Origin of the sequence: Sphingopyxis sp. Root1497, from assembly GCF_001427085.1 — a bacterium.
In the GTDB taxonomy this organism is placed as follows: Bacteria; Pseudomonadota; Alphaproteobacteria; order Sphingomonadales; family Sphingomonadaceae; genus Sphingopyxis.
In genome coordinates this window covers 244,458-270,199 of sequence record NZ_LMGF01000003.1, presented here as the reverse complement: position 1 = coordinate 270,199, position 25,742 = coordinate 244,458, and the positions used below count along the sequence as shown (strand labels likewise).

Sequence of the window (25,742 nt, the reverse complement as noted above, 5' to 3'; positions counted from 1 at the left end):
GAATCAAGTAAATTCGTTATATGATTATAATGATCCGTCGCCGACCAATCTGGTCATCAGCGCGGCGAGTTCGGCTTTCTTGATCTTGCCCGATCCGGTCGCCGGCAGCGTCGCTTCGTCGAGCGCGACGATATGCTTCGGGACCTTGAACGAGGAGAGCTTGCCCCTGAGGTCGGCGATGACCGCGGCTTCGTCGAGGACGCGGTCCGGCGCCATCAGCACCGCCGCGACGAGCAAGGTGTCACCGGCGCCGGGGACGCCGACGACGCCCGCCTTTTCGATTCCCATCAGGCCGGCGAGCGCGAGTTCGACCTCCATCGGCGCGACATTGGCGCCATGGACCTTGATCATCTCGCCCAGCCGCGCCTCGAATTTCAGATAGCCATCGGCGTCGAGCAGGCAGAGGTCGCCGGTCGCATAATAGCCCTCGGCGTCGAAGGTCTCATGCCGTTCGCGTCCGTTCAATCCGAGCATCAGGCAATAGCCGCGCACCAGCAGTTCGCCGACCTCGCCCGGCGGCAACGGGATACGCGTTTCGGGATCGACGATCTTCAATTCGACCCCGGGAACGGCGCGGCCCTGCCAGAACGGCCGGTTTTCGGGTAGCAGTTCGTCGTAGCGCGCCGACGTATGCCCGCCCAGCGCCTCGGTCATGCCAAAGGTGCGGGCGAAGCGACCGTTGGGATGGGAAACCGGCGCGCCGAACCGTTCGGACAGATGATCGCTGACAAAGCGCCCGCCGCGCGCCAGCCCGGCGCTGTCCATATTGAGCCGCACGACGTCATAACCTGCCGCCTTGAATTCGGCGGAGTCGCGCAACACCTCGAACCAGCCCGAATCGCCGGCGAGCGCGTTGGCGCGTTCGGTTTCGATCAGCGTCACTATATTCGCCGGCGACCCGTCGCTGGTGGTGATCAGGCAGGCGCCATTGTTGAGGCTGTAGAACAGGGTCGCGACAAAGCCGGCGACCCAGAACATCGCGCGCGTCGTGACCACCCGGTCGCCATGGCCGAAGGGGGTGAAGTCCATGCCCATCTGCCAGCTGTGGCGGATGAGCGGGCCGTGACCGTGGACGACACCCTTGGGCGTCGCGGTGCTGCCCGAGGTGTGGATGATGCACGCCGGGTCGGCGGGGGTCACCAGCGTTTCGACCTGTTCGAGCATCGCGTCGCCGATCGCGTCGCTGCCGTCGAGCAGGGCATCGTACGGGCGCGACCAAGGCCGCGATCCGCCGCCTATGACATGGATATGCCGCAGTCGCGGCGCCGCCTCGAGCTGGAGCGCGCCGGCGGCCTGATCGGCGAGATCGGGCAGCGCCTCTTCGAGCCGGGCGAGATAGTCGTGCCGCAGGAACGTATCGGCAATGATCAGATGGTCGAATTCGGCATGGCCGAGCACCCAGCGCAATTCGGGCGCCTGGTACAAGGTGCTGAGCGGGCCGACGATCGCGCCGATCCGTCCGGCGGCGAGGACCGCGACGACGAATTCGGGGCAGGGCGGGGCCATGATGCCGATCCGCGCGCCCTTGCCGACCCCCAGCGCCAGCAGCGCCTTGGCGACCGCGGCCGATTGCCGGTCGAGGTCACCGAAAGTCACCCGTCGGCCATCGCGCACCAACGCATGGGCCTCGCCATAGCGCGCCGAAAAATTGCGGATCAGGCCGGGGATCGTGGGCTGGAAATCGGGCTGGGGGATCGTGGCGCTCATGGCAGGCGGAATTCCCGCTGACCGAAATCATCGCTGATGATCTGACCGATCCGGACCTTTATTTCCACGCCGCTCTCCCCGGCAAGCCTCTTTTCCCATGTCGCGCATCCGCGCGCCATCGCTTGCATCATCGGTATAAACAGATAGATGATATATACAACAAAAGCCTATCAGGAGCAGGATATGAACAACCCCGTCCCCCTTCTCACTCCGAAGCCGGACCATGTCCCGGCCGAGCTGGTGGTGGATTATGATTATATCCGTCCCGACGGCCTGGAAGACATGGGGGTGTATAAGGCGGTGAAGCGCCTGCACGACGGTCCCGACATCATCTGGTCGCCGCGCCATGGCGGGCACTGGATGGTGACGCGCGCCGAGGACGTCAAATTCGTCCAGCTGAACTACGAGATTTTCAGCCATGAGGAATTCATGATCCCGCGCACGCTGATGCCGCTCAAACCGCTGCCGCTCGCGGTCGATCCCCCCAATCACGCGCGCTATCGCGCGGTTATCAACCCCGGCTTCATGCCCGGCAAGGTCGCCAAAATGCGCGACGATGCCCGCGAGTTGACGATCGAACTTGTCGAAAAGCTGCTGCCGCAAGGGCACTGCGAACTGCTCGGCGATTTTGCGCGGGTAATGCCGGTGACGATGTTCCTGCGTATCGTCGACCTGCCGCTCGACCGGCGCGAGGAATTTGTCGAATGGGGTATCGCGCTGATGTCCTCCTATGATCCTGCGGAGCGCCTTGCCGCGCAGATCCGCGTCCGCGACTATCTGAAGACCGTGCTCGACGAGCGCGACAATGGCGACGGCGACGATCTGTTGACCCGCGTCGCGGCGTGGCGCCGCAACCCGCGTTTCCAGTCGGAAGAGGAGGTGCTGTCGATGGCGAGCCTGCTTTTCTTTGGCGGACTCGACACGGTGGCGTCGGAAATAGCCTATATCGCCCATTATCTTGCCCAGCATCCCGAACAGCAGCGGCGCCTGCGCGAAGAGCCCGAGATCATTCCCGCCGCCTGCGAGGAGTTTCTGCGCCGTTTCGGCCTGTCGAACACCGGCCGCATCCTGACCCGCGATTTCGAATATAAGGGTGTGTTGTTCAAGAAGGACGAGATGATCATGGTCCCGAACAATTTGTCGGGGATCGACGATCGCGAATATGCTTGTCCGATGGACGTCGATTTCGATCGCAACGCGCCCGCGCACAACACCTTCGGCAATGGCCCGCACAAATGCGTCGGTCAGGGGCTGGCGCGCGCCGAGATCGAGATATTCCTCGAGGAGTTCGTCGGCCGCCTGCCCGAATTCCGGCTCGATCCGGACCGCAAGAATGTCGAACATTGCGGATCGGTGCCCGGCTTCGACGAGCTTTATCTTCGCTGGGACTGAGAGCCGCGCGTCAGCCGGCGGCGATAGCCTCGCCGCGATAGAGCGCCTCGACATCGGCGACGCGCTGGCGCTGCACTTCGCGCTGGTTGACATAGCCCTTGTCGGCGATCTCGTCGCCGGCGGGCGGCGCGATCAGCAGGCGCAGCGCGGCGACGCGGCGCGACTGGCCGCCCGCCGCGGCATTGTGGTGCGCGAGCCGTGCCGCGACATGCGCTGCGATCGCCGGATGACCGGCCAGTGCTGCGGCGTCGAGATCGTCCCCGACCAGCTTGCGCGCATCGGTAAGCCGCATCCAGCCGAGCGCGCGCACCTCGCCGCGTCCTTCGCCCGCGATCACGACATCCTGCAACAGCGGATCGAGCGCATCGAGCAGCGCCATGCGGAGCGCCCCGACATGGACCCAGGTGCCCGACGACAGCTTGAAATTCTCGGTGACCCGACCGTCGAAGACAAGGCCGAGCTCGGGGCGTTCGGGATCGACGAAGCGGGCGGCGTCGCCGGTGCGATAAAAACCCTCGTCATCGAAGGCGGCGGCGGTGGCGTTGCGATCGCTGAGATAGCCGGGGGTGACGGTCAGTCCCTTGACGCGGATCTCGAGCCGCCCGCCGGCGGGCGCCAGCTTCACCACATTGCCGGCAAAGGGCAGCCCGATCGGGCCGGTGGTTTCGAGCGGCCAGCCGACGATCGTCGTCCCCTGCGTCTCGGTCGTCCCATATTTGGTGATGATCGGAATCCGGCGCCCGGTGGCCGCGACCGCCAGCGCCTGCAGGCGGCGGAACACATCCTCCGACAATCCCGCCGACCCGTAGCTGAGGAAGCGCAGGTCGCGGAAAAAATGGTCGCGCAGCCCGTCGTCGGCCTCCATCGCGGTGACCAGTTCCGAAAAGAAGATCGGGGTCGAATTATATTCGGTCAGGCATATCTCGCGCAGGTTGCGGATCGACTCGGCGAACTGGCCGGGCAGGGGGCGCCCGTCGTCGATGTAAAAGCAGGCGGCTTCGTTGAAGATGTCGGCGGGCAGGGTGTTGTTGCCGCCGACATGGCTCCACGGCACCCACGACAGAAAGGCCTTGGCCGCGCTTTCTTCCTCTTCATGCGCATACATCGCCTGATGCTGCGCGACGATGCCGGTCAGGATACGCTGGGTCTGGATCACGCCTTTGGGCTTGCCGGTCGAACCCGAGGTGAAGATCGTCTTGGCGTGGGTGTCGGGGGTGATCGCGGCGAGCGACGCATCGACCGCATCGGTCGGCACGGCCGATATCAGATCGCCCAGCGCCAGCGTTTCGCCATCGGGAGCGGCCTCGTCGGTGACGAGGATCAGGTCGCCCCGTTCGTTGAGTGCGCGCATCGCGGGCAGGAAGATGCGCCAGTCGTCGGCGTAGATCAGCCGCGGCCGGCATATCGCGAAGCAGTGCCGCAGCCGCGCGAAATCGCCGCCGGCGAGCGAATAATTGACCGACACCGGCGTATAAGGCGCGCGCGCCATCTGGGCGGCGAGGTTGACGACCAGATGCTCGGGACTGCCCCCAGACAGGACCATGACCGACGCGTCGGGACCGATCCCCCGATCGATCAGCGCCTGCGCCAGCCCGCGCACCTGCTGCAAGGCGTCGCCGAACGATAGCCGCCGCCATTCGCCGCGGCCGCCGTCGGGCAGCAATTCGCGGCGCGCGACCAGCGGGCGATCCGGAAAACGCTCGGCGCGGTCGATGAACAGGCGCGGGATCGACGGCCACAGATCGGGCAGGCGATAGCCCGGCGTGATCAGCGTCGAGCCGTCGTCACGACCCTCGAAGCGGCAGCGATGCGGTTCGAAAGGCAAAGGCGCATAATCCACCGTCGGGCCATGCTTCAGCCGACCGGCCCGATCAAGCCGCTTCGAGCAGCTTCTTGAGTTCGGGCTGGCTGGGTTTCATCGATGGCGTCCGTGGGAAATCCTGCACTTCGAGCAGCTTGGTCGGCAGCTGATAGGCGGTCAGCCGTTCGCGCAGATACGCCCGCAGTTCGTCTGCGGCGACCGACTGTCCCGCTTTCACGCGATATCCTGCCGCGGGAACCTGCCCCAGTCGCGGATCGGACAGCGCGACGACACAGGCTTCGAGGACGGCGGGATGGGTCTCCATCGCCTTGACGACGTCGTCGGGGATGATCTTGAACCCGCCGCGGATGATCGCATTGTCGGCGCGGCCGAGGATCCACAGGAATTGCTCTTCGTCCATGCGCGCGAGGTCGGTCGTTCGGACCCAGTTCCGGCCGTCGCCAAGATGTTTGGCGCGCAGTTCGAGCAGTCCCTTTTCGCCATAGGCCAGCGGCTCGCCGCTTTCGGGATCGACGATGCGGCCGTCGACGCCGGGGTTCATCTTGCCGACGCTGCCGCGCCGCTGGGCGCCCGATTTCAGGAAATCGGGGAGCGTCCACCCCGCGACCCCGCCGGCGAATTCGGTCGCGCCATAATTTTGCAGGACCGGGATGCCGAAATGCTCGTAGAACTGGTCTGCCAGCGCGGGATCGAGCGGCGCCGTCGAGGTGCGAAAGGCGACGAGGCTCGACAGCGCCTCTTTGGGTACCCCGGCATCGAGGATCATCCGCAGCGCCGACGGCGGTGCGCCCGCGACCTTGGGCCGGTGCCGCTGTACCGCATCGACAAATTCATCGACCCGGAAGCGGTCGAGCATGCAGGATTTCCGGCCGGCCGACAGCGTGACGAACAGGCTGAATATGCCGCCGATGTGCGAGAAGGGGGTGTTGGAAATGCTCACCGCCCGCGACAAGGTCGGCGGGGCATCGATGTCGCGCTTTTCGAACACCGCCGCGTCGAGTACCATCTTCGAGAAATTGGCGGCTTTCAGCGGTACCCGCTTGGGCGCGCCGGTGGTGCCGCTGGTCAGCATCTCGATCCCGATCCCCGCGGCATCGCTGTGGAAATCGGTCCCGGTGCTTTCCATGATCAGACGCGCGGGCTGATCCTTGTCGCCGGTAATCTCGATCCCCAATGCGCCGCTTTGCGCGACCGCGTCGCGCACCGGCGCGCGCTGCCAGTCCTCGGTCTGGGCGATGATGACGGGAGTCTTCAGCGCGATGATATCGTTCGCCAGCTTTTCGTCGGGCAGCGCGGGGTTGAGGGTGACGACGCAGCGGTCGGAGGTGATCGTGCCGATGATCACCGCCGCCATGGGCGGGGTGTTGCGCAATATGCCGCCGATGCGGGTTCCCGAACCGATTCGATGTCGCTGCAACAGCGCCTCGACCGCATCGATCACCCCGCTGAGGTCCCCCCAGCTGTGCCACTGCCCCTGATATTCGAGCGCCGGGGCGGCAGGGTCGATCGCCATGACGTTGCGGACGATCGAATTGAGCGTGGGCATGCTGCCGTAATCCTTGCGAGCGGTGGAAATTAATGTCTATCTGATTTATATGTATATGCCCTCGCTTTGCAAGCCATTCCTCATGAAATCAGGAAGCCGCCGTCGAGCGCCAGCATCTGTCCGGTGACGAAACGCGCCGCCGGGGAGGCGAGATAGACGATGGCGCTGGCGACATCCTCGGCACGCCCCATTCCCAGCATCAACCGGCCGGGCTGGGTGGCTGGTCCGCCGAGCCGCTCCATATCGGCTGGCGGGTCGCCCACGGGCACGGCGCCGGGCAACACCGCGTTGACGCGAATGCCGTCGTCGGCATGGTCGAGCGCCGCCGCGCGCACGAGGCCGTTGAGCCCCGCCTTCGACGCGCCATAGGCGCCGTTGCCCTTCAGCACCGGATGGACCGATCCCATCGTCGACACCGCGACGATCGCGCCGCCGCCCTGTTGCTGCATGGCGGGGATCACCGCGCGCATGGCCAGAAAGGCGCCGCGCAGATTGGCGTCCTGCACCTGATCCCACTGGTCGAGCGACATCGTCGGCAGCGCATAGGTCCCGATGCGCGTGACCGCATAGACCATCACGTCGATCCGGCCATGGCGTGCGACAAAGTCGGCAACCGCGTCGGCGATCACCTGCTCGTCGGGCGCGACGTCGGCGATTTCGGCAGTGGCCCCCAGTTCGTTGAACAGCGCGGCGGTGGCCTCGCCGATCGGGGTGGCGCCGATGACCAGTATCTTGCGGTCGGTCACTCCAAAAATGCGTTCGAGCGTCATATCCCTCTCCCGATCCATTCGGCGGCGCGTTCGGCGATCATGATCGTCGGCGCATTGGTGTTCGCCGACACCGGTTCGGGCATCACCGACGCATCGACCACCCGCAGTCCCGCGATCCCCCGGACCCGCAAATGCGGATCAAGCACCGCCATAGGGTCGCCATCAGCGCCCATGCGGCAGGTGCCGACCGCATGATATCCGATGCCGCCCCATTGGCGGACATAGGCTTCCCACTGGTCGTCGTTTTGCGGAAGGGGATCGGGCCGCAGCGTCCCGGTGATGATCGCGGCCAAGGCCGGCGTGCGGCACAGACTTTCGACGATCTTCAGCCCCGCGACCAGCTTGTCGACGTCGCTCTGCGCGCTTTGCAGCCGATGGTCGATCACCGGCTTGGTATCGGGATCGGCACTGCGCAGCCGGATTTCGCCGCGACTCTGCGGGCGCGCGACATGGAATCCGAACGAGAAGGACGGACGCTTCTCCACCACCGCATCGCCCTTGTCGTTGAACGAGACCGCGACGGGCAGCATCGACAGGATGATGTCGGGGTCGGCGAGGTCGGGATCGGTGCGGAATGCCGCCATGACCTGCACCGCCGGGGTCGTCAGCAGCCCGCGATGGAAGAACATGTAATTCAGCATGTGGCGTGCGAGCTTGAACGGGCCGAGCTCGGCGCTCATCGTCGGGATGTTGACCAGCTTCGCCAGGCTGACGCTGTTGTGCTCGCGCAAATTCCGCCCGACGCCGGGCAGGTCGCGCTGCACCGCAATACCGTGCGCGGCCAGCCCCGCCGCCGGACCGAGACCCGACCGCATCAATAGGGTGGGCGACAACAAGGTGCCGGCGCACAGCAGCACTTCGCCGCGCGCCCGGATGACGCGGCGCTCGCCGGCCACGCGCACCTCCACCCCGGTCGCCCGGCCGCCCTCGATGACGATCCGGTCGACATGCGCCTGGGTGACGACGGTCAGGTTCGCGCGGCCGCGCACCGGATCGAGATAGGCGCGCGCCGCCGAACAGCGCTGGCCGTCTTTTTGCGTCGCGAAGATCCGATAGACGCCGCTCTGGTTGCCGTTGCAATAATCGTCGTTCAGCGGAATCCCGGCCTGGGTGAAGGCGTCGATGACATATTGGCCGATCGGTTGCGGATCCTGGATCGGCGAGACGCTGAGCGGGCCGTGCCGGCCATGCGATTGCATCGGCGGCCCGTGGAATTCCTCGGCCTTCAGGAAATAGGGGAAGACATCGTCATAGCCCCAGCCGGTGCAGCCGGCGGCGGCCCAATGGTCATAGTCCGACCGTTCGCCGCGCATATAGACCTGGCCGTTGATCGCCGAACTGCCGCCCAGCGCCTTGCCCGCCGCCCATTGCATCGTGCGGTCGTTGATTGATGGGTCGGGTTCGGTCGGCAGGCACCAGTCGAACTTTTTGTGCCCCATCAGTTTCGCGGTGCCGGCGGGCATCCGGACGAGGAAATCGCGGCCTTCGCCGCCGGCCTCGAGCAGGATCACCCGATGCCCGGGATTTTCGCTCAGCCGCGCGGCCAGGACGCAGCCCGCGCTGCCCCCGCCCACAATGACAAAGTCCGCCTCGTCGTCCACGCCTCATCCCCTCAGCGCAGGTGCATCAGCACCTGCTTGATCTGCATGAATTCCTCGAGCCCAGCACGGCCGCCCTCGCGTCCGAAGCCGCTTTGCTTGACGCCGCCGAAGGGCTGGTTGGGGGCCATCGGCAACATGCCGTTGACCGCGACGCATCCGGCCTCGAGCGCGGCGGCGACCTTGTGCGCGCGCGACAGGTCGCGGGTGTGGAGATAGGCGCCGAGGCCGAAGCGCGAATCATTGGCCATCGCCACCGCGTCGGCGTCATCGTCGAACCGTACGATCGACAGCACCGGGCCGAAGACTTCCTCGCGGGCGAGGTGGCTGTCGTGCGCGACGCCGGCGAACACCGTCGGCTCGACGAAGCTGCCGGCGGCGAGGTCGCCTTGTCCGCGGCGACCCCCGGTGACCAGCCGGCCACCGCTTTCGGCCTTGGCGCGGTCGATCACCCCGATGATCCGCTGCGCGGCGGCCTCGTTGATGACGGGTCCGATGATGGTGGCAGGGTCGAGCGGATCGCCAAGCGTGTAGCTTTCAGCATGCGCGCGCACCCGGTCGACGAACTCGTCGAAGATCGCGCTATGCGCATAGACGCGCGTTGGCAGGACGCAGCCTTGCCCCGCCAGCGGGACGAGGCTGCAACCGGCGGCCATCGCCGCCGCGACATCGAGATCGGCATCGGCGAAGATCAGGTTCGCCGACTTGCCGCCGAGTTCCAGCGCGACGGGTTTCAGATGCTCGGCGGCGGTCCGCATCACCGCCTTGGCGACGATGTCGCCGCCGGTGAAGCTGATCTTGCCTACCGCCGGATGCGCGATCAGTGCCTCGCCCGCTTCGGCATCGCCGGGAACGATGTTCAGCACCCCTGCCGGAATCCCCGCCTCGAGCGCCAGTTCGCCAAAACGCAACGCGACGAACGGGGTCTGCGTCGGCGGCTTGAGGATGACGGCATTGCCCGCCGCCATCGCCAGGATCGCGGTCATCGCGATCGCCACCAGCGGCGAATTCCACGGGATGATGACGCCGATCACCCCGATCGGCTCGTGCCGCGAATAAGCTAGTCCGGCGATGCCGAAGGGTTCGCTGTAGCTGCCCTCGATCTTGTCGGCCCAGCCGGCATAGTAGCGGATCCACGACAGCGCGAGGCCGCTCGAATTGCTCGACAGCGGGGTGCCGCATTCGAGCGCCGCCATCCGCAGGAGCTTGGCCGCGTCGGCTTCGATCAGGTCGGCGAGGCGCAGCAGGCTATCGCGCCGCTTTTCGGGGCCGAGCGCCTGCCACGCCCGTTGGCCGAGAACGGCAGCGCGCGCCGCGGCATCGATCTCGCTGCCGCCGCCGATCAACACGCGTGCCTGAACCTGTCCGGTGGCGGGATTGACATGATCGCGGGCGCCGAGGCCGGTCGTCGCAGGGCGCGTATCGCCGATCAGGGGACGGCTGTCGGAGAGCAGGTCGGTCATGCCATCAACCCTTGGTGAAGCCGGCGTCGACGAGCAGTTCGGCGCCGGTGATATAGCTCGCCGCGTCGCTGGCGAGGAACAGGATCGCGCGCGCCATTTCGATGGGATCGGCGATGCGCCCCATCGGATTGCGCCCCGGGATCGTCGCCGGCCCCGCGATGACCGCGCCGCCCGCCGCCTGCGCCGCGCGCATCTTGTCGGGTCCGGGGGTCGCCATCCCGCCGGGCAGCACCGAATTGACGCGAATCCCGTCCTTGCCGAACTCGACCGCCGCCAGCCGGGTGATCGCATCGACCCCGGCCTTTGCCGAGTCATAATGCATGTTGGGAAAGATCGTCGGATGCTGCGCGCTCATCGACGAGACATTGACCACCGACCCGCCGCCGCGCAGTCGCATCTGCTTGACCGCTTCGCGCAGGCACAGGAAACTGCCGCGCGTACACACGGCGTGCATGATGTCCCATTCGGCGACCGACATGTCCATTGTGTTCGCCTTGCCGCGATAGGCGGCGTTGTTGACCAGCACATCGACGCCGCCGAACCGCTCGGCCGCGGTGGCAAAACCCGCCTGCACCGCGGCCTCGTCGGACACGTCCATGCCGATGCCGAGCGTCGGCCCCTTGGCCGCGAGTTCGGCGGCAACCGCGGCGGCGCCCTCGGCATTCAGGTCGGCGATCACGACGCTGGCGCCGACGTCGAGGAAAAGCCCGGCGGTCGCCTTGCCGAGCCCCGACGCGGCGCCGGTTATCAGCGCGACCTTTCCGGTCAGGGTGAAGGGCGCAAGGGCAGCGGAGTCAAAGATGGTGTCGGTCATAGGGGCTCCTTAAAACATCGGTCCGTCGAGCGCGGGAACGCAATAGGCGGCTTCGCGGCCGATCTGCGCCGCCAGTTGCGCGCGCAGGCTGGTGCGGACCGCGGGGGCGAGCGGCTCGGCGAGCGCCCGTTCGAACAGGCGTTTCCACGCGTCGTTGCGCGCGGTGAGATCGGCCATCGCGATATGACCGGGTTCGGCGTCGGCGGCGAGGGTGCGAACCTCGGCGGCGAGCGCCGGCGGAAATTCTCCCGCTTCGGCCAGCGTGGCCAGCAGGCGGCGCTTCTCGCGGCAATCCTCGACCAGTGCGGCGCCCTCCTGATCGAGGCGCAGGATGACATGGTTGATCAGCATGCGCGCGCACATCATCGCGCTTTTCGCATGCGGACTGCTGATTTCGGGTGCGACCAGCTCTTCGAGATTCTCGACGCAACCGCGAAGAATGTCCTGTGCTGAAGGATTCATCGCCTCAACCCTTCCCGAACTGTGCGGCGGCGGACAGGTTCGCCTGGACCATCACCGGATAGAGGCAACCGAGCGTAAGAAGTTGGACGCGGCGGTCGCGGCCGTCGTTGTAGTTGCGCAAGGCCGAGTGCAACGCGCACGCGCCCTTGTAGCCCCAGAAGCGCCGGTACCAGCCGACGGCCTCCTGCGTCACCGGGTGCGGCGCGACGCTGTTGTAATAGGCGAGCGCGGCATCCTCGTCCCAATATTTGGCGGTCGTCCCCATCGCGACGGCCAGGTCGAGCGCCGGATCGCCCAGGCTCGCGCCCTCCCAGTCGCACATGCCAACGATCCTGCCGTCCTGCCAAATCTCTTCGCCGATGCCGTTGTTCTCCTTGCGCAGGACGATACGCGCCGGGGCGGGGGGCGGGTTGTCGAGCAGCCAGCGACCGATTTCGCGCAGGCCCGGAAGCGGCTCCTGGGCGTGGCGGTCGAGCATCTCGAGATGCCGGACGACATCGTCCTTACCGCAATTTTCGGGGTCGGACGGAATGGGCAGCAGCTGGCCGAAGCCCATCGCGTCCCAGTCGAGTGCGTGGAGCGCGGCCAATTTGTCCATCTGTTCCTTGACGATGCCGATCTTCGCCGCTTCGGCTTCGTCGCCGGTCTCGCGAAGACAGGCCGGCTCGATCTCGCCATCGATCCATTCGCGGATCGTGAATTCGCGTCCCTCAAGCAGCCATTGGGGACGGTCCTCGTGCACCACCAGGCGCGGCACGGGCACCGCGGTGCCATGGAGCAGGCGATACACTTCGCTTTCGTCGCGGAGCGGACTGTCGGACATGCAGCCGCCGGGCGGATCGAGGCGGACGACGAATTTCTCGCGGCCCTCTTCGCCGTCGGCGTCCCAGGCGAGCGTGACCCACCAGGTTTCGCGCGACATGCCGGGATAGGAGCGCTTGACCGTTTCGAGGCGCGCCTTGGGCCGATCCGGGAAAAGCTGTTGGAAATAGGCCGTCATCTGCGGTTCGTTGAGCGGTTGATAGAGGGGCATCGATTTATCCCTGCGGCCGGTAGCGCGGGTGGGGGCCGGTAAAGCCGACCATCGAATCGGCCATGCCGGCGGCGCCGTTGAGGGTGATCGCCAGCGGATATTCGTGCGGCAGGACGGCCGGAAAGGTCACACGACCGCTGAGGTCGCGCACGCGCGACGGATCGCTGACATCATAGGTCTCGCCTTCGACGATGCCGTCGCCGCGCCACGCGCCGAGCCCGCGCTGGTCCCAATAGCCGTTATAATAGCCATAGCCCTGATAGACGAAACCGTCCGAGAGCGGCGTGCCGCGCAGTTCATACCGGTCGCCGCCGGCGGTGAAATCGAAATTCAGCGCCGTCGGTTTCAGCGTGCCGGGTACGAGGCCGATATCGACCGTCGCGCCGTCGATGGTCATCTCGCGCCATCCGTCGCCGTCGCGCCGCACCAGCTTGCCGCCCGAATAGACGGTGCGGCCGCTATCGTCCTCCTGGATCTGGACGCTGCCATGGGTTCCGTCGTCGCAGGCGAAGGCCATGCCCGAAATCACCGACGTCACGCGGCCGCCCGCGACCGGCGCGGGCGGGGTCGGCGGCGGCGGACCGCCGACCGAGGGGCGGACGCCGAAGGATCGGTCGCGAAAGCCGAACCAGTCGACGATCTCGATCCGCGTCCCCTGCGCCTCCGCCCAGCCGTTGACCCGTCCGAACTGATAATAGCGCCGATAGTCCTCGTGCAGCACCCCGTTGATATGGCGGCGGTGATGCGGCTCGTCGAACGCCGGCAGCGTCGCTTCCCAATGCATGTCGAAAGACACGCCGAAATCATTCGGCTCGAGCAGCAGGCGAAAGCTCTTGAGCCCTTCCTTGACGATATAGTCGAGCGGCCCCGCGCCGATCCGGCCGACATTCGGGCGCCAGGCGCGCGACGTCCGCAGATTATGCTGCTGCCCGTCGAGCAGGATCGTCCCGAAGCCGTCGAGCACATTCATATTCTTGTAGACGCCGAGGCCCGAGTTCACCTGCGCGCGATTCTCGGGATCATAGGCGACCCACCAATAGCGGTCGAAAAAACGATGGTCGCTGCTGCCGGCACAGTCGAAATGGTCGGCGATCTGGTGATAGGGGTAATCGTCGAACGCGCTCAGCATGCATCTCTCCCATCGGCAGCCCCTGTCATATGAGGCCGTCCGGCGATCGTGAGTTCGGTTGAATCATGCTCACAATCGTATAAAACCTATATACCTTTAATCGGGAATCGACACAGAACACAAGTAGGGAGCAGGATATGGGACAATTCGATGGCCGGGTGGCCGTGATCACCGGCGCCGGGCGCGGGATCGGGCGCGAAACCGCGCTGCTGATGGCGCGCGAGGGGACAAAGATCGTCGTCAACGATCTGGGCGGCGGGCCGCAGGGCGGCGGCGGCGATGCGAGTTTCGCGCAGCAGGTCGTCGACGAGATCAAGGCCGCAGGGGGAGAGGCGGTCGCCGACACCTCGAGCGTCGCGTCGATGGCGGGCGGCCAGGCGGTCGTCGATTGCGCGATCGACCATTTCGGGCGGCTCGATTATCTGATCAACAACGCTGGCATCATTCGCCCCCGCCGGATCACCGAGATGAGCGAGGAGGATTTCGACATCGTCATCGCGGTCAACCTCAAGGGCTATTTCGCGACGATCCGCGCCGGTGCCGAGCATCTGAAGAAACAGGGCGGCGCGATCGTCAACTTCGCTTCCCCCTCGGGCTTTGGCCATTATGGCATGGCCAATTACAGCGCCGCGAAAGAGGGTGTCGTCGGCATGTCGCGCACCGTCGCGCGCGAATTGGCCGAATATGGGGTGCGCACCAACGTCATCCGCCCGATTTCGGGGCCGAGCAACATGAATATCCCCGAGGTGTACGAGACGCTCGGCTATGCGATGAACACGCTCAAGATTCCGCCGCTGTCGAACCACTGGATCGGCAACAGCGGCCCCGACGGCCGCCCGTGGAATGTCGCCGCGGTCGCGGCCTGGCTCTGTTCCGACCTGTCGGAAAACCTCAACGGACGCGAACTCTTCATCAACGGCGGCCATGTCGCGCTGGTGCAGGAACCCGAATATGTACGCAGCCAGTTCGCGGTCGACGGCTGGACCTTCGAGGGCCTGTGCAACGAGGGAACCACGCGCGCGCTGACGTGGGACATCCGCAACCGATTTACCGGGAAATAAGAAGGAAAAGGTGATCCGCGTCGCTCAGGCCCGGATCACCACTTTTCCGAAATGGGTTCGCGATGCGAGATGAGCCAGCGCCGCGCGGGCCTGATCGAAATCGAAGACGCGGTCGATCACCGGCGCGAAATTTTGCGCCGCACAATCGACGAGGTGGACGAGATCGGCGCGCGATCCGACCGAGATGCCGCGGATGGTGCCCGTCGTCCGCATCAGCGGCAGCGGGCTGATCGCGCTCATCGGATCGTCGAGCAGGCCGACCAGCGCAATCTCGCCCTCGGGCGCCAGCGCCGCCATCGAGCGGGGCAGGGTGCCCGCGCCGCCGACCTCGACCACACGATCGACCCCGCGCCCGTCGGTGAGTTCCAGAACCCGCCGGTCCCATGCGGGGTATTCGCGATAATTGATGACGTCGCTCGCGCCCATGCCGAGCAGGCGCTCGGCTTTGGCCTCGCTCGATGTGGTGGCGACCACCCGGGATCCCTTGGCGCGCGCGATCTGCAGCGCGAACAGCGAAACCCCGCCGCTGCCCATGACGAGGACGCTGTGACCGGGGCCGACCGGCGCGCCGCGATCGAGCGCGGCCCAGGCGGTGACGCCGGCGCACGGCAGCGTCGCGGCCTGTTCGAACGACATCGAAGCGGGGATCGGAACCACGGCGCGCGCCGCCACCGCGACCTGCTCGGCGAGGACACCGTCGACCGCGCCGCCGAGGTCGGTCGCGATCGCCGTGGGATCGAAGGGACCGTCGATCCAGCCGGGGCGGAACGGAATGACGACGCGCATTCCCGGCGCGATGTCGGTCACCGCCGATCCGCAGGCGATGACCTCGCCCGCGCCGTCGGACAGGGGGATCAGCCCCGGTTTCGGGCCATAGGGCGAGGGGCCGAAGACCATCATCAGGTCGCGCGCGTTGAGCGCGACGGCGCGGATGCGGACAAGCACATCGTGGGACCCGATCTCGGGAACCGGCGCGTCCTCGATCGCCAGATTGTCGAGCGACCCGTGATCGCGGAGGCGATAGACTTTCATCGCTGGGACCCGGCCGCTGCGTCAGGCGCCGGCGAGAATATCGACGTTGATCCCGACGCGTTCGGGCGGGATCGTCAGCGGCCGCTCGTACGAGCAGTCGCTGGCATCGCGCGCGGTCGTGCCGCTCTCGGCCAGCATCGCGCGCGCCGCCGGACTGATTTGGGTCGCCACCGGCTGGCCGCCCCAGTCGGGGACGCATTTGCGCGCCGCGATGCGCCATTCGCCGCCGCGTTTTTCCATGCGGTCGATATAACGCCCGCCGCCGATCGTCAGATTCTGCCCGTTCGGATCGAGCGCGGCGAACATCCAATAGGTTTCGCAATGCGCCGTGTCGCCGTCGAGCTCGCAGCTGTGGTTGGTGATGATGTGCTGATGGGTCGCCTGGGCGGTGGTGTGATAATGGTTCACCCAGGCCCAGAATTCCTCCGGCCCCGCGACGACGAAGCCATGGTCGTCGATCGCGTCGGGGTGATAGGCGGACAGGAACAGGTCGCGGTCCATCCGGTCGACCCCGCGGCAATAGCGGGCGACGACCTCGCGGATCTTCTGCTTGTCGTACAGTTCGCGCACCATCGCTTCGACGGAGGGTTCCATATCCGGGCTCTCAGTTCGGCAGGCGGTGCAGCGCGTGCTGCGCCGCCACCCAGCCGAAGATGAACGACGGCGAGATGCTCGCGCCCGCACCCGGATAGGTCTTGCCCATCACCGAGGCGGTCGAGTTTCCGGTCGCATAGAGGCCGGGGATCACGCTGCCGTCGTCGCGCAGCGCGCGCGCATATTCGTCGGTCAATATGCCGCCGAAGGTGCCGACATCGCCGGGGAACACCTCGATCGAATAAAAGGGCGCCCGTTCGATGACGCCCAGCGTCGGGCTCGGCTTGTGGGTGCGGTCGGCATAGACGAGGTCATAAGCCTTGTCGCCGCGACCGAAATCGGGATCCTTGCCGACACGGGCGAAGCCATTGAAGCGCTCGACCGTCGCTTCGAGGCCGTCGGGATCGATCCCGCGCAGCGCCGCAAGTTCGCGCAGGCTCGCCGCCTGTTTGAGGAAGCCGCTGTCGTACCAGATCTGCGGAATCGCGCCCATGCGAAAGCCCCAGCTGTATTTCTTGAAATAGGACGCATCCATGATCGCATAAGCGGGCACCGCGCCATGCGCGTAAAAGTCCTGCCCGTTCGCCATATAGGATTGCGCTTCGTCGAGGAAGCGTTTGCCCAGCTTGTCGACCAGGATGCAATGCGGCTTGGGCAGGTCGGGGACATTCATCAACGGCGCGCCGTCGGGCGGGACCGAGGTCGGAATCCACACCGCCTGATCGGTCAGGTCGAGCGCTGCGCCATGCGCGCGGGCGATCTCGATCATTTCGCCGGTGTCGCCGGGATTGGCGTTGGTCCAGGCGGTCGATGAGGGCTGCGGGCCATATTTCTTGCGGAGTTCGGCGTTGTGGGCAAAGCCGCCCGCGTTGATCAGCACGCCGTCGCGCGCCTCGATCCGCCAGGGCTTGCCATCCTTTTCGGTCACGACGCCGACGATGCGGCCGTCCTGTTCGACCAGATCGCTGACCCCCGAATCGGTGCGGATATCGACGCCATGGCCGAGCGCCATTTTCAGCATCCGCCCCTGGATCGCGGCGCCCGAGCCGACCTGGTGGATGCCGAGGATCTTGTTGCGTATCAGGCGCAGGCCGATCTTCACCATCGCGAGCTTGCCGGCCCAGGTCACCTTCATCAGCGTCAGATGCTTGGTTTCGGTGCGCTTGGCGGGAATGCCGAATTCGCCGCGGCGAAGCTTCGGATACCATTCCTTGCCGAGCGTCTTGATGTTGAAGATTTCGACGCCGAGCGAGCGGCCCTCGGCCAAGCCGCCGGGCAGATCGTCATGATAGTCCGACCAGCCGCCGTAGCGGACGAAGGGCATGCCCTTGGATTCGAGATAGTCGACCATTCGCGGACCCATTTTCAGGAACATGTCCTTGCGCTCGCGCGACGTCGACGGGCCGACGTCGCCGACCGCCGAATCGAGGTAGGTGCGCGCCTTGTCGGCATTGTCGTCGACGCCTTCGCGGGCCTGTAAGGGGTGGTTCGGAATCCAGAAAACCCCGCCCGACAGCGCGGTCGATCCGCCGACCCGGTCGGTCTTCTCCAGGATCAGCGGCTTCTTTCCGGCATCGACCGCGGCGATCGCGGCGAGCATCGAGCCGCCCCCGCTGCCGACGACGATGAAATCGGCACTCTCGTCCCACCCGCTCATTGGGCGTATCCATTCTCGACGAAGTCGTCGAGGCTGCGGTGGAAGTTGATGACCGCGATCTCCTGGCGCGGATTGGGCTTGGCGCCCTTGAAGCCCTTCGACTTCATGCCCTTCTGAACCTGGCCCATATTCTGATAGTCCTGCGTCAGGATCAGGCCCCAGAAATCGACGTCGCCATGATCCTGGCTCCATTCATGCTCGACCTTCGGCACCTGCCCTTCGGGGTAGCGCTGAAGCGAATAGACATCCCAGACGCATTTGTCGGGGTCGTTCCCGAACGGACGCGCGCGATAGCCGAGCAGGCCGGTGGGACCCATCAGCATGATCTGGTTCGGGAACAAGTGCCAGTCGACGCCCGCGGCATACATTTGCTCGGGCGTGATGCTCGGCCATTGCAGGCCCTGCGAGGCGGCGTTTTCGTATATATACTGGCCGAATTTGGCGAGCACCTCCATCGGTGGGGTTCCCGGCGGCACCTCCTGTTCGACACGCCGCGCGGCAAAGACGGTCTGCACCGACGAACCCGCATTCAGCGTTGCCGCCATATCTTCCATGTAGTCGCGGATGCCGGGGCGGATATCCTCGGTCGGCTTGCCGTCGGTCAGCCGGGCCGAACGCGAACCCATCGGCATCGATTCCCAATAGCCGAAGTGCGAATGGCGCCCGCGCGCATAGCTTTGCGTCCAGTCGTCCATGTAGCGCAGCATCTGGTTGTGCGTCGTCTGGACATGATAGCCTTCGTTGAAGGCTTCGAGCGCGACCTTCCAGTTGCAGTCGAAGATCGTCGATTTGCGCCAGTGGTAATTCATCCCGCCGATATCATAGGGGTCGAGATAGGCTTTTGCCGGCGCCAGATGCTCCTCCAGGCTGATGCTGTCGGGGTCCATGTTGATATAGACCCAGCCGCTCCAGCGTCCGACCTTGACCGGCACCAGGTTGAGGTCGTCGTCGGTCAGCGATTCTTCGGGCCATTCATGGCGATCGACGACCTTGGCGATCGTCCCGTCGAGTTTCCACGACCAGCCATGGAATTTGCAGAACAGGCGCGCGGCATGGCCGCAGCCTTCGGTGATCGTGCGGCCGCGGTGCGGGCAGACGTTGTAATAGGCTTTGATCTCGTCGGTCGCGACGCGGATGACGATGATCGACTGGTCGACGATGTCATAGGTATAGAAATCGCCAACATTGGGAATTTCTTCCTCGCGGCAGGCCATCTGCCAGACGCGATACCACAGCTTTTCTGCCTCGATTTTCGCGAATTCGGGCGAAATATAATGATCGGCGGCGACGACATAGCCCGCGCCATCCTGCAGCAGTCCGTCCTTGGTCTGAACGTTCATCGAAATTCCTCTCCTCATGCCCATTCAGTGTACTGAATAGGCTCGCGTTCCGCAATGCCGATCGCGCGCCGACGTGCACCTTATCATCTAACTAGGTAATATGACTGTTTGCAAGAGGCGAGTCGATCCGGCTAAGCTTGCGCGGCGCGCGGTTTCGGGGCAAAAGGCGCCCAACCCCATAAAGGAATTAAACTTGTCTAACGCTTTTGTCGCAATACCCGTCGGCAATCGAAGCAATGCGGCGGCCGTTCGCGTTCCCAAGACCGCCGAACTGGTCGCGAAACAAATCCGCAACGCCATCATTCGCGGCGAACTCGTCGATGGCGATACGCTTCCCGCCGAATCGCATCTGATTGCCGAATTCGAAGTGTCGCGCCCGACGATCCGCGAGGCGGTGCGTATTCTCGAATCGGAGGGACTGGTGACCGTCGCGCGCGGCGCGCGGGGCGGCGCGCGCGTCAGTTCGCCCAATTATGTGATGATCGAACGCGCCGCCGGGATCACCCTGCAGGCGACGGGCGTCACCATCGGCGACCTTTACGAGATGCGCACCCTGATCGAACCGCCCGCGGCGCGGCTGGTGGCCGAGCGCAACAGCGAAAAAGCGGTGCCGATCCTGCGCGCGATGATCGAAGGCGAAATGAGCCATATCAAGGACCGGTTCGCGATCACGTCGATGATCGCCGAATTTCACCGGGCGATGATCGACCTCGCCGGCAACAAGACGCTGATCATGTTCTCGCACGCGCTCAGCGGTCTGGTGAATGAACATCTGAACCTGGCGCAGCGGCGCAATTCGGTCGACCCGGAAATTTCGCTGAAACAGCTCCGGTTCGGCCTGAAATCGCATACCAAGCTTGTCGATCTGATCGAAGCCAAGGATGGCGCCGGCGCCGAAGAACATTGGAAGGCGCATATGGTCGCGGCGGGCAAAGTGTGGCTGGCGCAGGTCGGCCCCAATTCGGTGGTCGATCTGATCGACTGAAATTCCTCGCATATCACTCTCGACAGAAGCAGTGTAATTATATAACTGATTGCACTGATAAACGACTGTCTCAGGGAGTGTGATCGATGGCCAGCAAGCAGTTTGTGGCGAATCCAGCGGTATTGCTGGAGATTTATCAACGCGCCGCGTTGCTGAAAGCGAACGACGAGCGTGCACGGAAGGTGATTCTCTCGGGTCAGATCGCGATGGTCTATTATTCCTATCGCGGGCAGGAAATCATTCCCTCGGTGATGGGGCAGGTGCTGCGCGACGACGACAAGCTGTGCACCATCTATCGCGGCATCCACGACATGCTCGGCAAGGGCTTTCCCTTGCGCGAACTCTGGGCCGAACTCGCCGGTCGGACCACCGGTTCGTGCAAGGGCAAGGGCGGGCCGATGCACCTGACCTATCCGCCGAAGGGGATCATGGTCACCACCGGCATCGTCGGATCGTCGGCGCCGATCGCCAACGGTCTCGCCTGGGCGGCGCAACTCGACAAGAGCGACCGGGTTTCGGTCTGCACCTTCGGCGATGGCGCGTCGAATATCGGCGCGGTCCATGAGGCGCTCAACCTGGCGGCGGTCTGGAAACTGCCGACGATCTTCGTCTGCCAGAACAATCTGTTCGCCGAGCATACCACCTTCGAAAAGATGACCGCCGGCGGCAATATCGCCGGCCGCGCCGAGGGCTATGGCATTCCGGGCGTCCGCGTCGACGGCAATGATCCCGAGGCGATGTATTCGGCCTTTGCCGAAGCCGTTGCGCGCGCGCGCGCCGGCGAAGGTCCGACCTTGCTCGAATGCATGACCTTCCGCTTTCATGGCCATACCTTCGGCGACGATGACAGCTACATGCCCAAAGGACAGAAAGCCGAGGCGATCGAGGCCGATCCCGTTCCCCGCCTCCGCGCACGCCTGCTCGCCGACGGAATCGCGAGCGAGGATCAGCTGGCGGCGATCGAGGCGGACATCGAAAAACAGATCGACGATGCGATCGAATATGCGCTCGCCTCGCCCTGGCCCGAACGGGACTCCTTGCGCTTCGACGTATTCGCGCAGGAGATCGCGGCATGAGCGCGGCGGAGAAGGCGGCGAAGCCGAAAGTCACCATCATCGAGGCGATTTCGAAAGCCTATCAGGATGCCTTTGCCGACGATCCGACGGTAATCACGCTGGGCGAAGATCTCGCCGATCCCGAGGGCGGCGGCATCGCCAAGATTACCAAGGGGCTGTCCACGACGTTCGGCGACGACCGCGTCCGTTCGACGCCGATTTCGGAACAGGCGATCATGGGCGCCGCGATCGGCGCGAGCCTGGGCGGTTACAAGCCGATCGCCGAAATCATGCTGATGAACTTCACCACCGTTGCGATGGACATGATCGTCAACCATGCCGCGAAGCTGCGCTTCATGTCGGGCGGGCAGACGAGCGTGCCGATCGTCATCCGGACGATGACCGGGCTGGGCTTCGGTTCGGGCGGCCAGCATTGCGATTATCTGGAGGCCTGGTTCGCGCACACCCCGGGGATCAAGGTCTGCGCGCCGTCGACGCCGGCGGACGCCTATGGTCTGCTCCGCGCGGCGATCGACGATCCCGATCCGGTGATCTTCATCGAGAACCTGCCGACATACCGGACCCCGATGGCGTTCGAACTGCCCGACAGCAGCCACCGCGTCCCGCTGGGCAAGGCCGCGGTGCAGCGCGAGGGCAGTGACGTGACGATCGTCACCTATGCGCGCATGGCGGTGCTGGCTCGCGCCGCCGCCGATCAGGCGGCCGAACAGGGGATTTCGGTCGAGGTGGTCGATCTGCGCACCATCGCGCCGTGGGACCGCGAGACGGTGCTGGCATCGGCGCGCAAGACCGGTCGGGTGATCGTCGTCCATGAAGCGGTCAAGCAGCATGGCGCCGGCGCCGAAATCGCCTCGGTGATCAACGAGGAACTGTTCGGCGCGCTCAAGAAACCCGTCAAAAGGCTCGGCGGCGCGTTCAGCGCGGTGCCTTATTCGCGGCCGCTCGAAACCGCTTATGCGCCGGATACCGACACGATCCTCGCCGCCATCAAAGACATTATCAGCTAAGGAGGCCCAAGTGGCTGTGCAAGTGACCATACCGAAAATCGGCTTTTCGATGAACGAAGGCATTCTCGCCGAATGGATGGTGGAGGACGGCGCTGACGTGACCGAGGGCCAGCCGCTCTACGCGTTGGAGGCCGACAAATCGACGAACGAGGTCGAGAGTCCCGCGAGCGGCAAGATCAAGATCATCGGCGAAGTTGGCGAAACCTATGAGGTCGGCGATCTGATCGCCGAGATCGGTTAGCGGGGGGCGGCGCTCAGTCGTCGAACCCGACGAAGGTCGCCGCCTCCTCGACGGCTTTGCGCGTCGACACCACGGCGTTTGCGGGGAAGCTCTCGTCGGGCCAGCCGATCGCGATGCAGATCATGATCGTCTGGTCGTCGGCGATTCCGGCTTCGGCGCGCACCACCGCCGAATGCATGATGCCCTGGCTGTTGATCACGCAGCCGAGCCCGCGCGACCAGGAGGCGTTGACGATCGCCGTCGCGACCGCGCCGCAATCGAAGGGTGCGATGTCGCTCCCCACCAGCACCCGGTCATAGGTGACGACGATACAGGCCGGTGCATCGAATTGCCGGAAGCCGCGCAGCACCCAATCCTTGCGCTTCGGCTTGTCGTCGCGTTCGATCCCCATCGCACCGAACAATTGCTTGGCCACGCCGACCTGGCGTTCGCGGTGGACGCCGTCGTAATTCTCCATGCTGCGGAATTCGCGGGTGTGCGGAATGCGCTCCAGGTTGCGCTGGGTGTTCCCGGCGCGGATCCGCGTCAGCGGCTCGCCCGTCACGACATAGAAATTCCACGGCTGGGTGTTGAGCGACGAAGGCGAGCGCATCGCCAGCTCCAATATCTCGACAATCAGCGATTTCGGCACCGGATCGGGCTTGTAACCGCGAATGCTGCGCCGCCCGTTGACCACGTCGCTATACGCCTGCGCCAGCGCTGTCCTGTCTTCCATTGCTTACTCCACCGTTGCGCCGGCACCGACCGGCACCGCGTCGATATTGACGAAAATCATCTTTGCGATCTCCGGCCCGCGATTGCGCCAGGCGTGCGGGACGCCGCGATCGACGATCAGGTCGCCGGGCACCAGATCGACTTCGCCGGTCTGGGTGACCAGGGTGATCCGGCCCGCCAGCATGACGCCATAGTCGAGCGTGTCGGTCGCGTGCATGCCGGGTCCGAGCAGTCCGTCGCCCGGATCGAATTCGACGATCAGGAACTTGGTGCCGCCCCGAGCAAAGGCGAAAGAATAGGCGGCGTCGGCTCCGTCGGTGTCGTCGCTGTTGTCCGCCGGCGACCGGTCGCTCTGCCACAGCGATGTGACGCGGACACCTGCCGCTGCGGTGACGAAGCCCCCGGGGCCATCGAACAGGATGCACGACCGCCCCGTCGGATCGAGCCCGGTCACGATGCGGCGATGACCCGTGCGTTGCGCCTCGCCGGTCACGGCAATCGGTCGCCGCGCCGGATGGCGTCCTTGCCGCCGTCGGCGAAGATCGTCTGCCCGACGATATAGCGATTGTCGGGACCGGAAAGGAAGCTGAGCAGCGGCGCGACGTCTTCGGCTTCGGCATAGCGATCGACCGCGATCGGCGTCGCTTCGGCGAGCATCGCGCGCCCCTCTTCGGTGGCGAGGATCGGGCGGGTGATCCGCGTCAGCACCGTACCGGGCGCCACCGCGTTGAGCAGGATGCCCGCGCCCGCCCATTCGGGCCGGATCGCGTGACGCCGGACCCAGCGGCTCAACGCGACCTTCGTCGAGGCATAGACCAGCCGCGGTTCTTTCGCCGCCAGACGCAGGGCGGCGGCCTCGTCGCCCGCAAGGCAGGCTTCCACCAGTTCTTCATCATGGCCGAGGATGATCGAGGACGAGGAGACCGCAACCGCGCGCGGGTCTTCGGCCGTCGCGAGCAGTTCGCGCACGCCTTCAAGCAAGGCGATCGTGCCGAAATAATTGACCCCGACCATCGCCGCGGTGTTGGCACCGGCCAGTCCCGCGCAGGCGATGACGCCGTGCAACGTCCCCTCGCTCCGCTCGCCCAGCGCCTTCAGCGCCGCCGCCCGGCCGCCGAGTGTCGCGAGATCGGCGATGATGTCGGCATCGTCGAGATCGAGCCCGATCGGGTGGTGCCCTTCCTCGCGCAGCCGTTGGACGGCGGCCGCGCCGATGCCGCGCGCCGAACCGGTCACCAGAATATTCCGCTGTGCCCTAAACACCGAGCGCGCCGAAGCTGTCGAGATCGACCATCGCCATCGCGAAGCGGGTCGCGGCGGCGGTGTTGTTCGCCTCGGTCTGGAAATGCGATCCGTTGAGCATCCAGATCAGCAAGCCCCACACGACGTCGCGACGATAGGCGGCCCAGGCGTCGTCGAACGACGGCGGAGCGACGCCATGATCCTTCAGGCAGCCCAGATAATGGTCGAGCAGCGCGGCTTCCCAGCGTCGCCGGTCGACGAGGTCGAGCCCGGCGATCAGGAAATAGCTGACGTCGATCGACCAGGCGCCGAGACGCGGCTGTGAATCGAGGAAACCGGGGGTGCCGTCGGCATCGACGTAGAGATTGCCGAGGTGCATATCGCCATGGTTGATGACCCGCGCCTGCGTTTCGTGCGCCGCGCGCATCGCCCGGTGCGCGGCGCGGATGCGCGGCGGATCGAGCAGGAAGCGCGGCATCGCTGCTCCACGCGGCGCGGTGGCGTAGGATTGAAACTGGTCGGGCGTCAGCAACAGGCCAAAATAATGCGCCATCGACTCTTCGCTGGTGTCCGGCACCCACGCGAAACGCGTCGCGAGTTCGGGGGCATTCCACCATGGGGCGTGCAGCTTTGCGAGGCCGGAGAGAAACGCCTTCGCGCGTTCAAAACCGATCGGCTGCTGCAACGACAGGAAGCGCACGTCGCGGAGGCACAGATCCTCGAGGATGACGAGCGCCTTGCCTTCGTCGTCGATGACCGCGGCCAGACAATCGGGGACGTTGAGTCCGGTCGTCGGCATCAGGTCGTGATAGGCGTGATATTCGTTCGCATGCATCTTGCGCATGGCCGGGCTGTGCGCCTCGAAACCGACCTTCATCATCATCGTCGGGGGCAGGTCGGGGTGATCGCCCGCCACCGCCAGCCGTATCTTGGTACAGGCGCCATGGATCACATCCACCGGCTCGGCGCGGTCGATCCGCACGCCGGGAAAGCGCGGGGCGAGCACCTCGCTCAGCCAGGCGGGCGTCACCTCAGCAAGACTATCCGGAACCCGCAT

The 25,742-nt window shown here is 65.3% G+C and carries 24 protein-coding genes; 6 read left to right on the top strand and 18 right to left on the bottom strand.

Annotation, left to right across the window (positions count from 1 at the left end):
* Nucleotides 1-24: 24 nt before the first annotated feature.
* Nucleotides 25-1,707: a class I adenylate-forming enzyme family protein gene (locus ASD67_RS04795; RefSeq protein WP_056344163.1), complete on the bottom strand. Its 1,683-nt coding sequence runs from the start codon at nucleotides 1,705-1,707 to the stop codon at nucleotides 25-27.
* A 183-nt stretch (nucleotides 1,708-1,890) separates the two neighbouring features.
* Here ASD67_RS04795 and ASD67_RS04790 point away from each other — a divergent pair, with 183 nt between their 5' ends.
* Nucleotides 1,891-3,099: a cytochrome P450 gene (locus tag ASD67_RS04790; RefSeq protein ID WP_056344161.1), complete on the top strand. Its 1,209-nt coding sequence runs from the start codon at nucleotides 1,891-1,893 to the stop codon at nucleotides 3,097-3,099.
* Between the two features lie 10 nt (nucleotides 3,100-3,109).
* Here ASD67_RS04790 and ASD67_RS04785 read toward each other — a convergent pair whose 3' ends face one another.
* From ASD67_RS04785 to ASD67_RS04745, 9 genes are all read right to left on the bottom strand, one after another.
* Nucleotides 3,110-4,939: an AMP-binding protein gene (locus tag ASD67_RS04785; protein ID WP_056344157.1), complete on the bottom strand. Its 1,830-nt coding sequence runs from the start codon at nucleotides 4,937-4,939 to the stop codon at nucleotides 3,110-3,112.
* A gap of 31 nt (nucleotides 4,940-4,970) precedes the next feature.
* Nucleotides 4,971-6,467: a class I adenylate-forming enzyme family protein gene (locus tag ASD67_RS04780; RefSeq protein WP_056344154.1), complete on the bottom strand. Its 1,497-nt coding sequence runs from the start codon at nucleotides 6,465-6,467 to the stop codon at nucleotides 4,971-4,973.
* Between the two features lie 80 nt (nucleotides 6,468-6,547).
* Nucleotides 6,548-7,237, bottom strand: coding sequence for an SDR family NAD(P)-dependent oxidoreductase (locus tag ASD67_RS04775; protein ID WP_056344151.1), 690 nt, complete (start codon nucleotides 7,235-7,237; stop codon nucleotides 6,548-6,550).
* Nucleotides 7,234-8,838, bottom strand: coding sequence for a GMC family oxidoreductase (locus ASD67_RS04770; protein ID WP_056344148.1), 1,605 nt, complete (start codon nucleotides 8,836-8,838; stop codon nucleotides 7,234-7,236). Before ASD67_RS04770 ends, ASD67_RS04775 begins: the two co-directional genes overlap by 4 nt.
* A gap of 11 nt (nucleotides 8,839-8,849) precedes the next feature.
* Entirely contained in the window at nucleotides 8,850-10,298 is a 1,449-nt protein-coding gene (locus ASD67_RS04765) for an aldehyde dehydrogenase family protein (protein WP_056344145.1), read from the bottom strand.
* A gap of 4 nt (nucleotides 10,299-10,302) precedes the next feature.
* Nucleotides 10,303-11,112: an SDR family NAD(P)-dependent oxidoreductase gene (locus ASD67_RS04760; protein ID WP_056344143.1), complete on the bottom strand. Its 810-nt coding sequence runs from the start codon at nucleotides 11,110-11,112 to the stop codon at nucleotides 10,303-10,305.
* 9 nt (nucleotides 11,113-11,121) lie between these two features.
* Nucleotides 11,122-11,574, bottom strand: coding sequence for a hypothetical protein (locus ASD67_RS04755; protein WP_056344141.1), 453 nt, complete (start codon nucleotides 11,572-11,574; stop codon nucleotides 11,122-11,124).
* Nucleotides 11,575-11,578: 4 nt separating this feature from the next.
* On the bottom strand, nucleotides 11,579-12,607 hold the full coding sequence (locus ASD67_RS04750; protein ID WP_056344137.1) for a phosphotransferase family protein: 1,029 nt from the start codon (nucleotides 12,605-12,607) through the stop codon (nucleotides 11,579-11,581).
* Between the two features lie 4 nt (nucleotides 12,608-12,611).
* The gene (locus ASD67_RS04745; protein WP_056344134.1) at nucleotides 12,612-13,736 is read right to left on the bottom strand and encodes a hypothetical protein; all 1,125 of its coding nucleotides are present in this window, start codon (nucleotides 13,734-13,736) and stop codon (nucleotides 12,612-12,614) included.
* Nucleotides 13,737-13,873: 137 nt separating this feature from the next.
* Here ASD67_RS04745 and ASD67_RS04740 point away from each other — a divergent pair, with 137 nt between their 5' ends.
* Nucleotides 13,874-14,797: an SDR family NAD(P)-dependent oxidoreductase gene (locus ASD67_RS04740; protein ID WP_056344131.1), complete on the top strand. Its 924-nt coding sequence runs from the start codon at nucleotides 13,874-13,876 to the stop codon at nucleotides 14,795-14,797.
* 24 nt (nucleotides 14,798-14,821) lie between these two features.
* On the opposite strand, the gene ASD67_RS04735 is transcribed toward ASD67_RS04740, so the two are convergent.
* From ASD67_RS04735 to ASD67_RS04720, 4 genes are read right to left on the bottom strand one after another with little or no spacing between them, the layout of a single operon-like run.
* Nucleotides 14,822-15,829 carry a zinc-dependent alcohol dehydrogenase family protein gene (locus tag ASD67_RS04735; protein ID WP_056344128.1) on the bottom strand — a complete coding sequence of 336 codons (1,008 nt, stop codon included), beginning with the start codon at nucleotides 15,827-15,829 and terminating at the stop codon, nucleotides 14,822-14,824.
* A gap of 21 nt (nucleotides 15,830-15,850) precedes the next feature.
* The gene (locus tag ASD67_RS04730; RefSeq protein WP_056344125.1) at nucleotides 15,851-16,423 is read right to left on the bottom strand and encodes a nuclear transport factor 2 family protein; all 573 of its coding nucleotides are present in this window, start codon (nucleotides 16,421-16,423) and stop codon (nucleotides 15,851-15,853) included.
* 10 nt (nucleotides 16,424-16,433) lie between these two features.
* Nucleotides 16,434-18,080: an FAD-binding protein gene (locus ASD67_RS04725; protein ID WP_056344122.1), complete on the bottom strand. Its 1,647-nt coding sequence runs from the start codon at nucleotides 18,078-18,080 to the stop codon at nucleotides 16,434-16,436.
* Nucleotides 18,077-19,420 (bottom strand): aromatic ring-hydroxylating oxygenase subunit alpha, encoded by a 1,344-nt coding sequence (locus tag ASD67_RS04720; RefSeq protein ID WP_056344119.1) that lies wholly within the window; start codon nucleotides 19,418-19,420, stop codon nucleotides 18,077-18,079. Before ASD67_RS04720 ends, ASD67_RS04725 begins: the two co-directional genes overlap by 4 nt.
* A 193-nt stretch (nucleotides 19,421-19,613) precedes the next feature.
* Here ASD67_RS04720 and ASD67_RS04715 point away from each other — a divergent pair, with 193 nt between their 5' ends.
* The 4 genes from ASD67_RS04715 (at nucleotide 19,614) to ASD67_RS04700 (ending at nucleotide 22,729) form a co-directional block, all read left to right on the top strand.
* Entirely contained in the window at nucleotides 19,614-20,405 is a 792-nt protein-coding gene (locus ASD67_RS04715; protein ID WP_056344115.1) for a FadR/GntR family transcriptional regulator, read from the top strand.
* Between the two features lie 86 nt (nucleotides 20,406-20,491).
* Complete coding sequence (locus ASD67_RS04710) at nucleotides 20,492-21,481, top strand: thiamine pyrophosphate-dependent dehydrogenase E1 component subunit alpha (RefSeq protein ID WP_056344113.1); 990 nt, start codon at nucleotides 20,492-20,494, stop codon at nucleotides 21,479-21,481.
* Complete coding sequence (locus ASD67_RS04705) at nucleotides 21,478-22,488, top strand: alpha-ketoacid dehydrogenase subunit beta (RefSeq protein ID WP_056344110.1); 1,011 nt, start codon at nucleotides 21,478-21,480, stop codon at nucleotides 22,486-22,488. Before ASD67_RS04710 ends, ASD67_RS04705 begins: the two co-directional genes overlap by 4 nt.
* A 10-nt stretch (nucleotides 22,489-22,498) precedes the next feature.
* The gene (locus ASD67_RS04700; RefSeq protein WP_056344107.1) at nucleotides 22,499-22,729 is read left to right on the top strand and encodes a biotin/lipoyl-containing protein; all 231 of its coding nucleotides are present in this window, start codon (nucleotides 22,499-22,501) and stop codon (nucleotides 22,727-22,729) included.
* Nucleotides 22,730-22,742: 13 nt separating this feature from the next.
* On the opposite strand, the gene ASD67_RS04695 is transcribed toward ASD67_RS04700, so the two are convergent.
* From ASD67_RS04695 to ASD67_RS04680, 4 genes are read right to left on the bottom strand one after another with little or no spacing between them, the layout of a single operon-like run.
* Entirely contained in the window at nucleotides 22,743-23,444 is a 702-nt protein-coding gene (locus ASD67_RS04695) for a nitroreductase (RefSeq protein ID WP_056344104.1), read from the bottom strand.
* A gap of 3 nt (nucleotides 23,445-23,447) precedes the next feature.
* The gene (locus tag ASD67_RS04690) at nucleotides 23,448-23,936 is read right to left on the bottom strand and encodes a cupin domain-containing protein (protein WP_056344101.1); all 489 of its coding nucleotides are present in this window, start codon (nucleotides 23,934-23,936) and stop codon (nucleotides 23,448-23,450) included.
* Complete coding sequence (locus tag ASD67_RS04685) at nucleotides 23,933-24,679, bottom strand: SDR family oxidoreductase (RefSeq protein WP_200937984.1); 747 nt, start codon at nucleotides 24,677-24,679, stop codon at nucleotides 23,933-23,935. Before ASD67_RS04685 ends, ASD67_RS04690 begins: the two co-directional genes overlap by 4 nt.
* A 19-nt stretch (nucleotides 24,680-24,698) precedes the next feature.
* A complete protein-coding gene (locus ASD67_RS04680) occupies nucleotides 24,699-25,742 on the bottom strand; it encodes a phosphotransferase (RefSeq protein ID WP_156377574.1) in 1,044 nt (347 codons plus the stop codon).

Coding starts and splice junctions, on each gene's coding strand:
- ASD67_RS04795 (WP_056344163.1), bottom strand. CDS start 1,707: ATGAGCGCCACGATCCCCCAGCCCGATTTCCAGCCCACGATCCCCGGC.
- ASD67_RS04790 (WP_056344161.1), top strand. CDS start 1,891: ATGAACAACCCCGTCCCCCTTCTCACTCCGAAGCCGGACCATGTCCCG.
- ASD67_RS04780 (WP_056344154.1), bottom strand. CDS start 6,467: ATGCCCACGCTCAATTCGATCGTCCGCAACGTCATGGCGATCGACCCT.
- ASD67_RS04775 (WP_056344151.1), bottom strand. CDS start 7,237: ATGACGCTCGAACGCATTTTTGGAGTGACCGACCGCAAGATACTGGTC.
- ASD67_RS04765 (WP_056344145.1), bottom strand. CDS start 10,298: ATGACCGACCTGCTCTCCGACAGCCGTCCCCTGATCGGCGATACGCGC.
- ASD67_RS04760 (WP_056344143.1), bottom strand. CDS start 11,112: ATGACCGACACCATCTTTGACTCCGCTGCCCTTGCGCCCTTCACCCTG.
- ASD67_RS04755 (WP_056344141.1), bottom strand. CDS start 11,574: ATGAATCCTTCAGCACAGGACATTCTTCGCGGTTGCGTCGAGAATCTC.
- ASD67_RS04750 (WP_056344137.1), bottom strand. CDS start 12,607: ATGCCCCTCTATCAACCGCTCAACGAACCGCAGATGACGGCCTATTTC.
- ASD67_RS04745 (WP_056344134.1), bottom strand. CDS start 13,736: ATGCTGAGCGCGTTCGACGATTACCCCTATCACCAGATCGCCGACCAT.
- ASD67_RS04740 (WP_056344131.1), top strand. CDS start 13,874: ATGGGACAATTCGATGGCCGGGTGGCCGTGATCACCGGCGCCGGGCGC.
- ASD67_RS04735 (WP_056344128.1), bottom strand. CDS start 15,829: ATGAAAGTCTATCGCCTCCGCGATCACGGGTCGCTCGACAATCTGGCG.
- ASD67_RS04730 (WP_056344125.1), bottom strand. CDS start 16,423: ATGGAACCCTCCGTCGAAGCGATGGTGCGCGAACTGTACGACAAGCAG.
- ASD67_RS04725 (WP_056344122.1), bottom strand. CDS start 18,080: ATGAGCGGGTGGGACGAGAGTGCCGATTTCATCGTCGTCGGCAGCGGG.
- ASD67_RS04720 (WP_056344119.1), bottom strand. CDS start 19,420: ATGAACGTTCAGACCAAGGACGGACTGCTGCAGGATGGCGCGGGCTAT.
- ASD67_RS04710 (WP_056344113.1), top strand. CDS start 20,492: ATGGCCAGCAAGCAGTTTGTGGCGAATCCAGCGGTATTGCTGGAGATT.
- ASD67_RS04705 (WP_056344110.1), top strand. CDS start 21,478: ATGAGCGCGGCGGAGAAGGCGGCGAAGCCGAAAGTCACCATCATCGAG.
- ASD67_RS04695 (WP_056344104.1), bottom strand. CDS start 23,444: ATGGAAGACAGGACAGCGCTGGCGCAGGCGTATAGCGACGTGGTCAAC.
- ASD67_RS04680 (WP_156377574.1), bottom strand. CDS start 25,742: ATGCGGGTTCCGGATAGTCTTGCTGAGGTGACGCCCGCCTGGCTGAGC.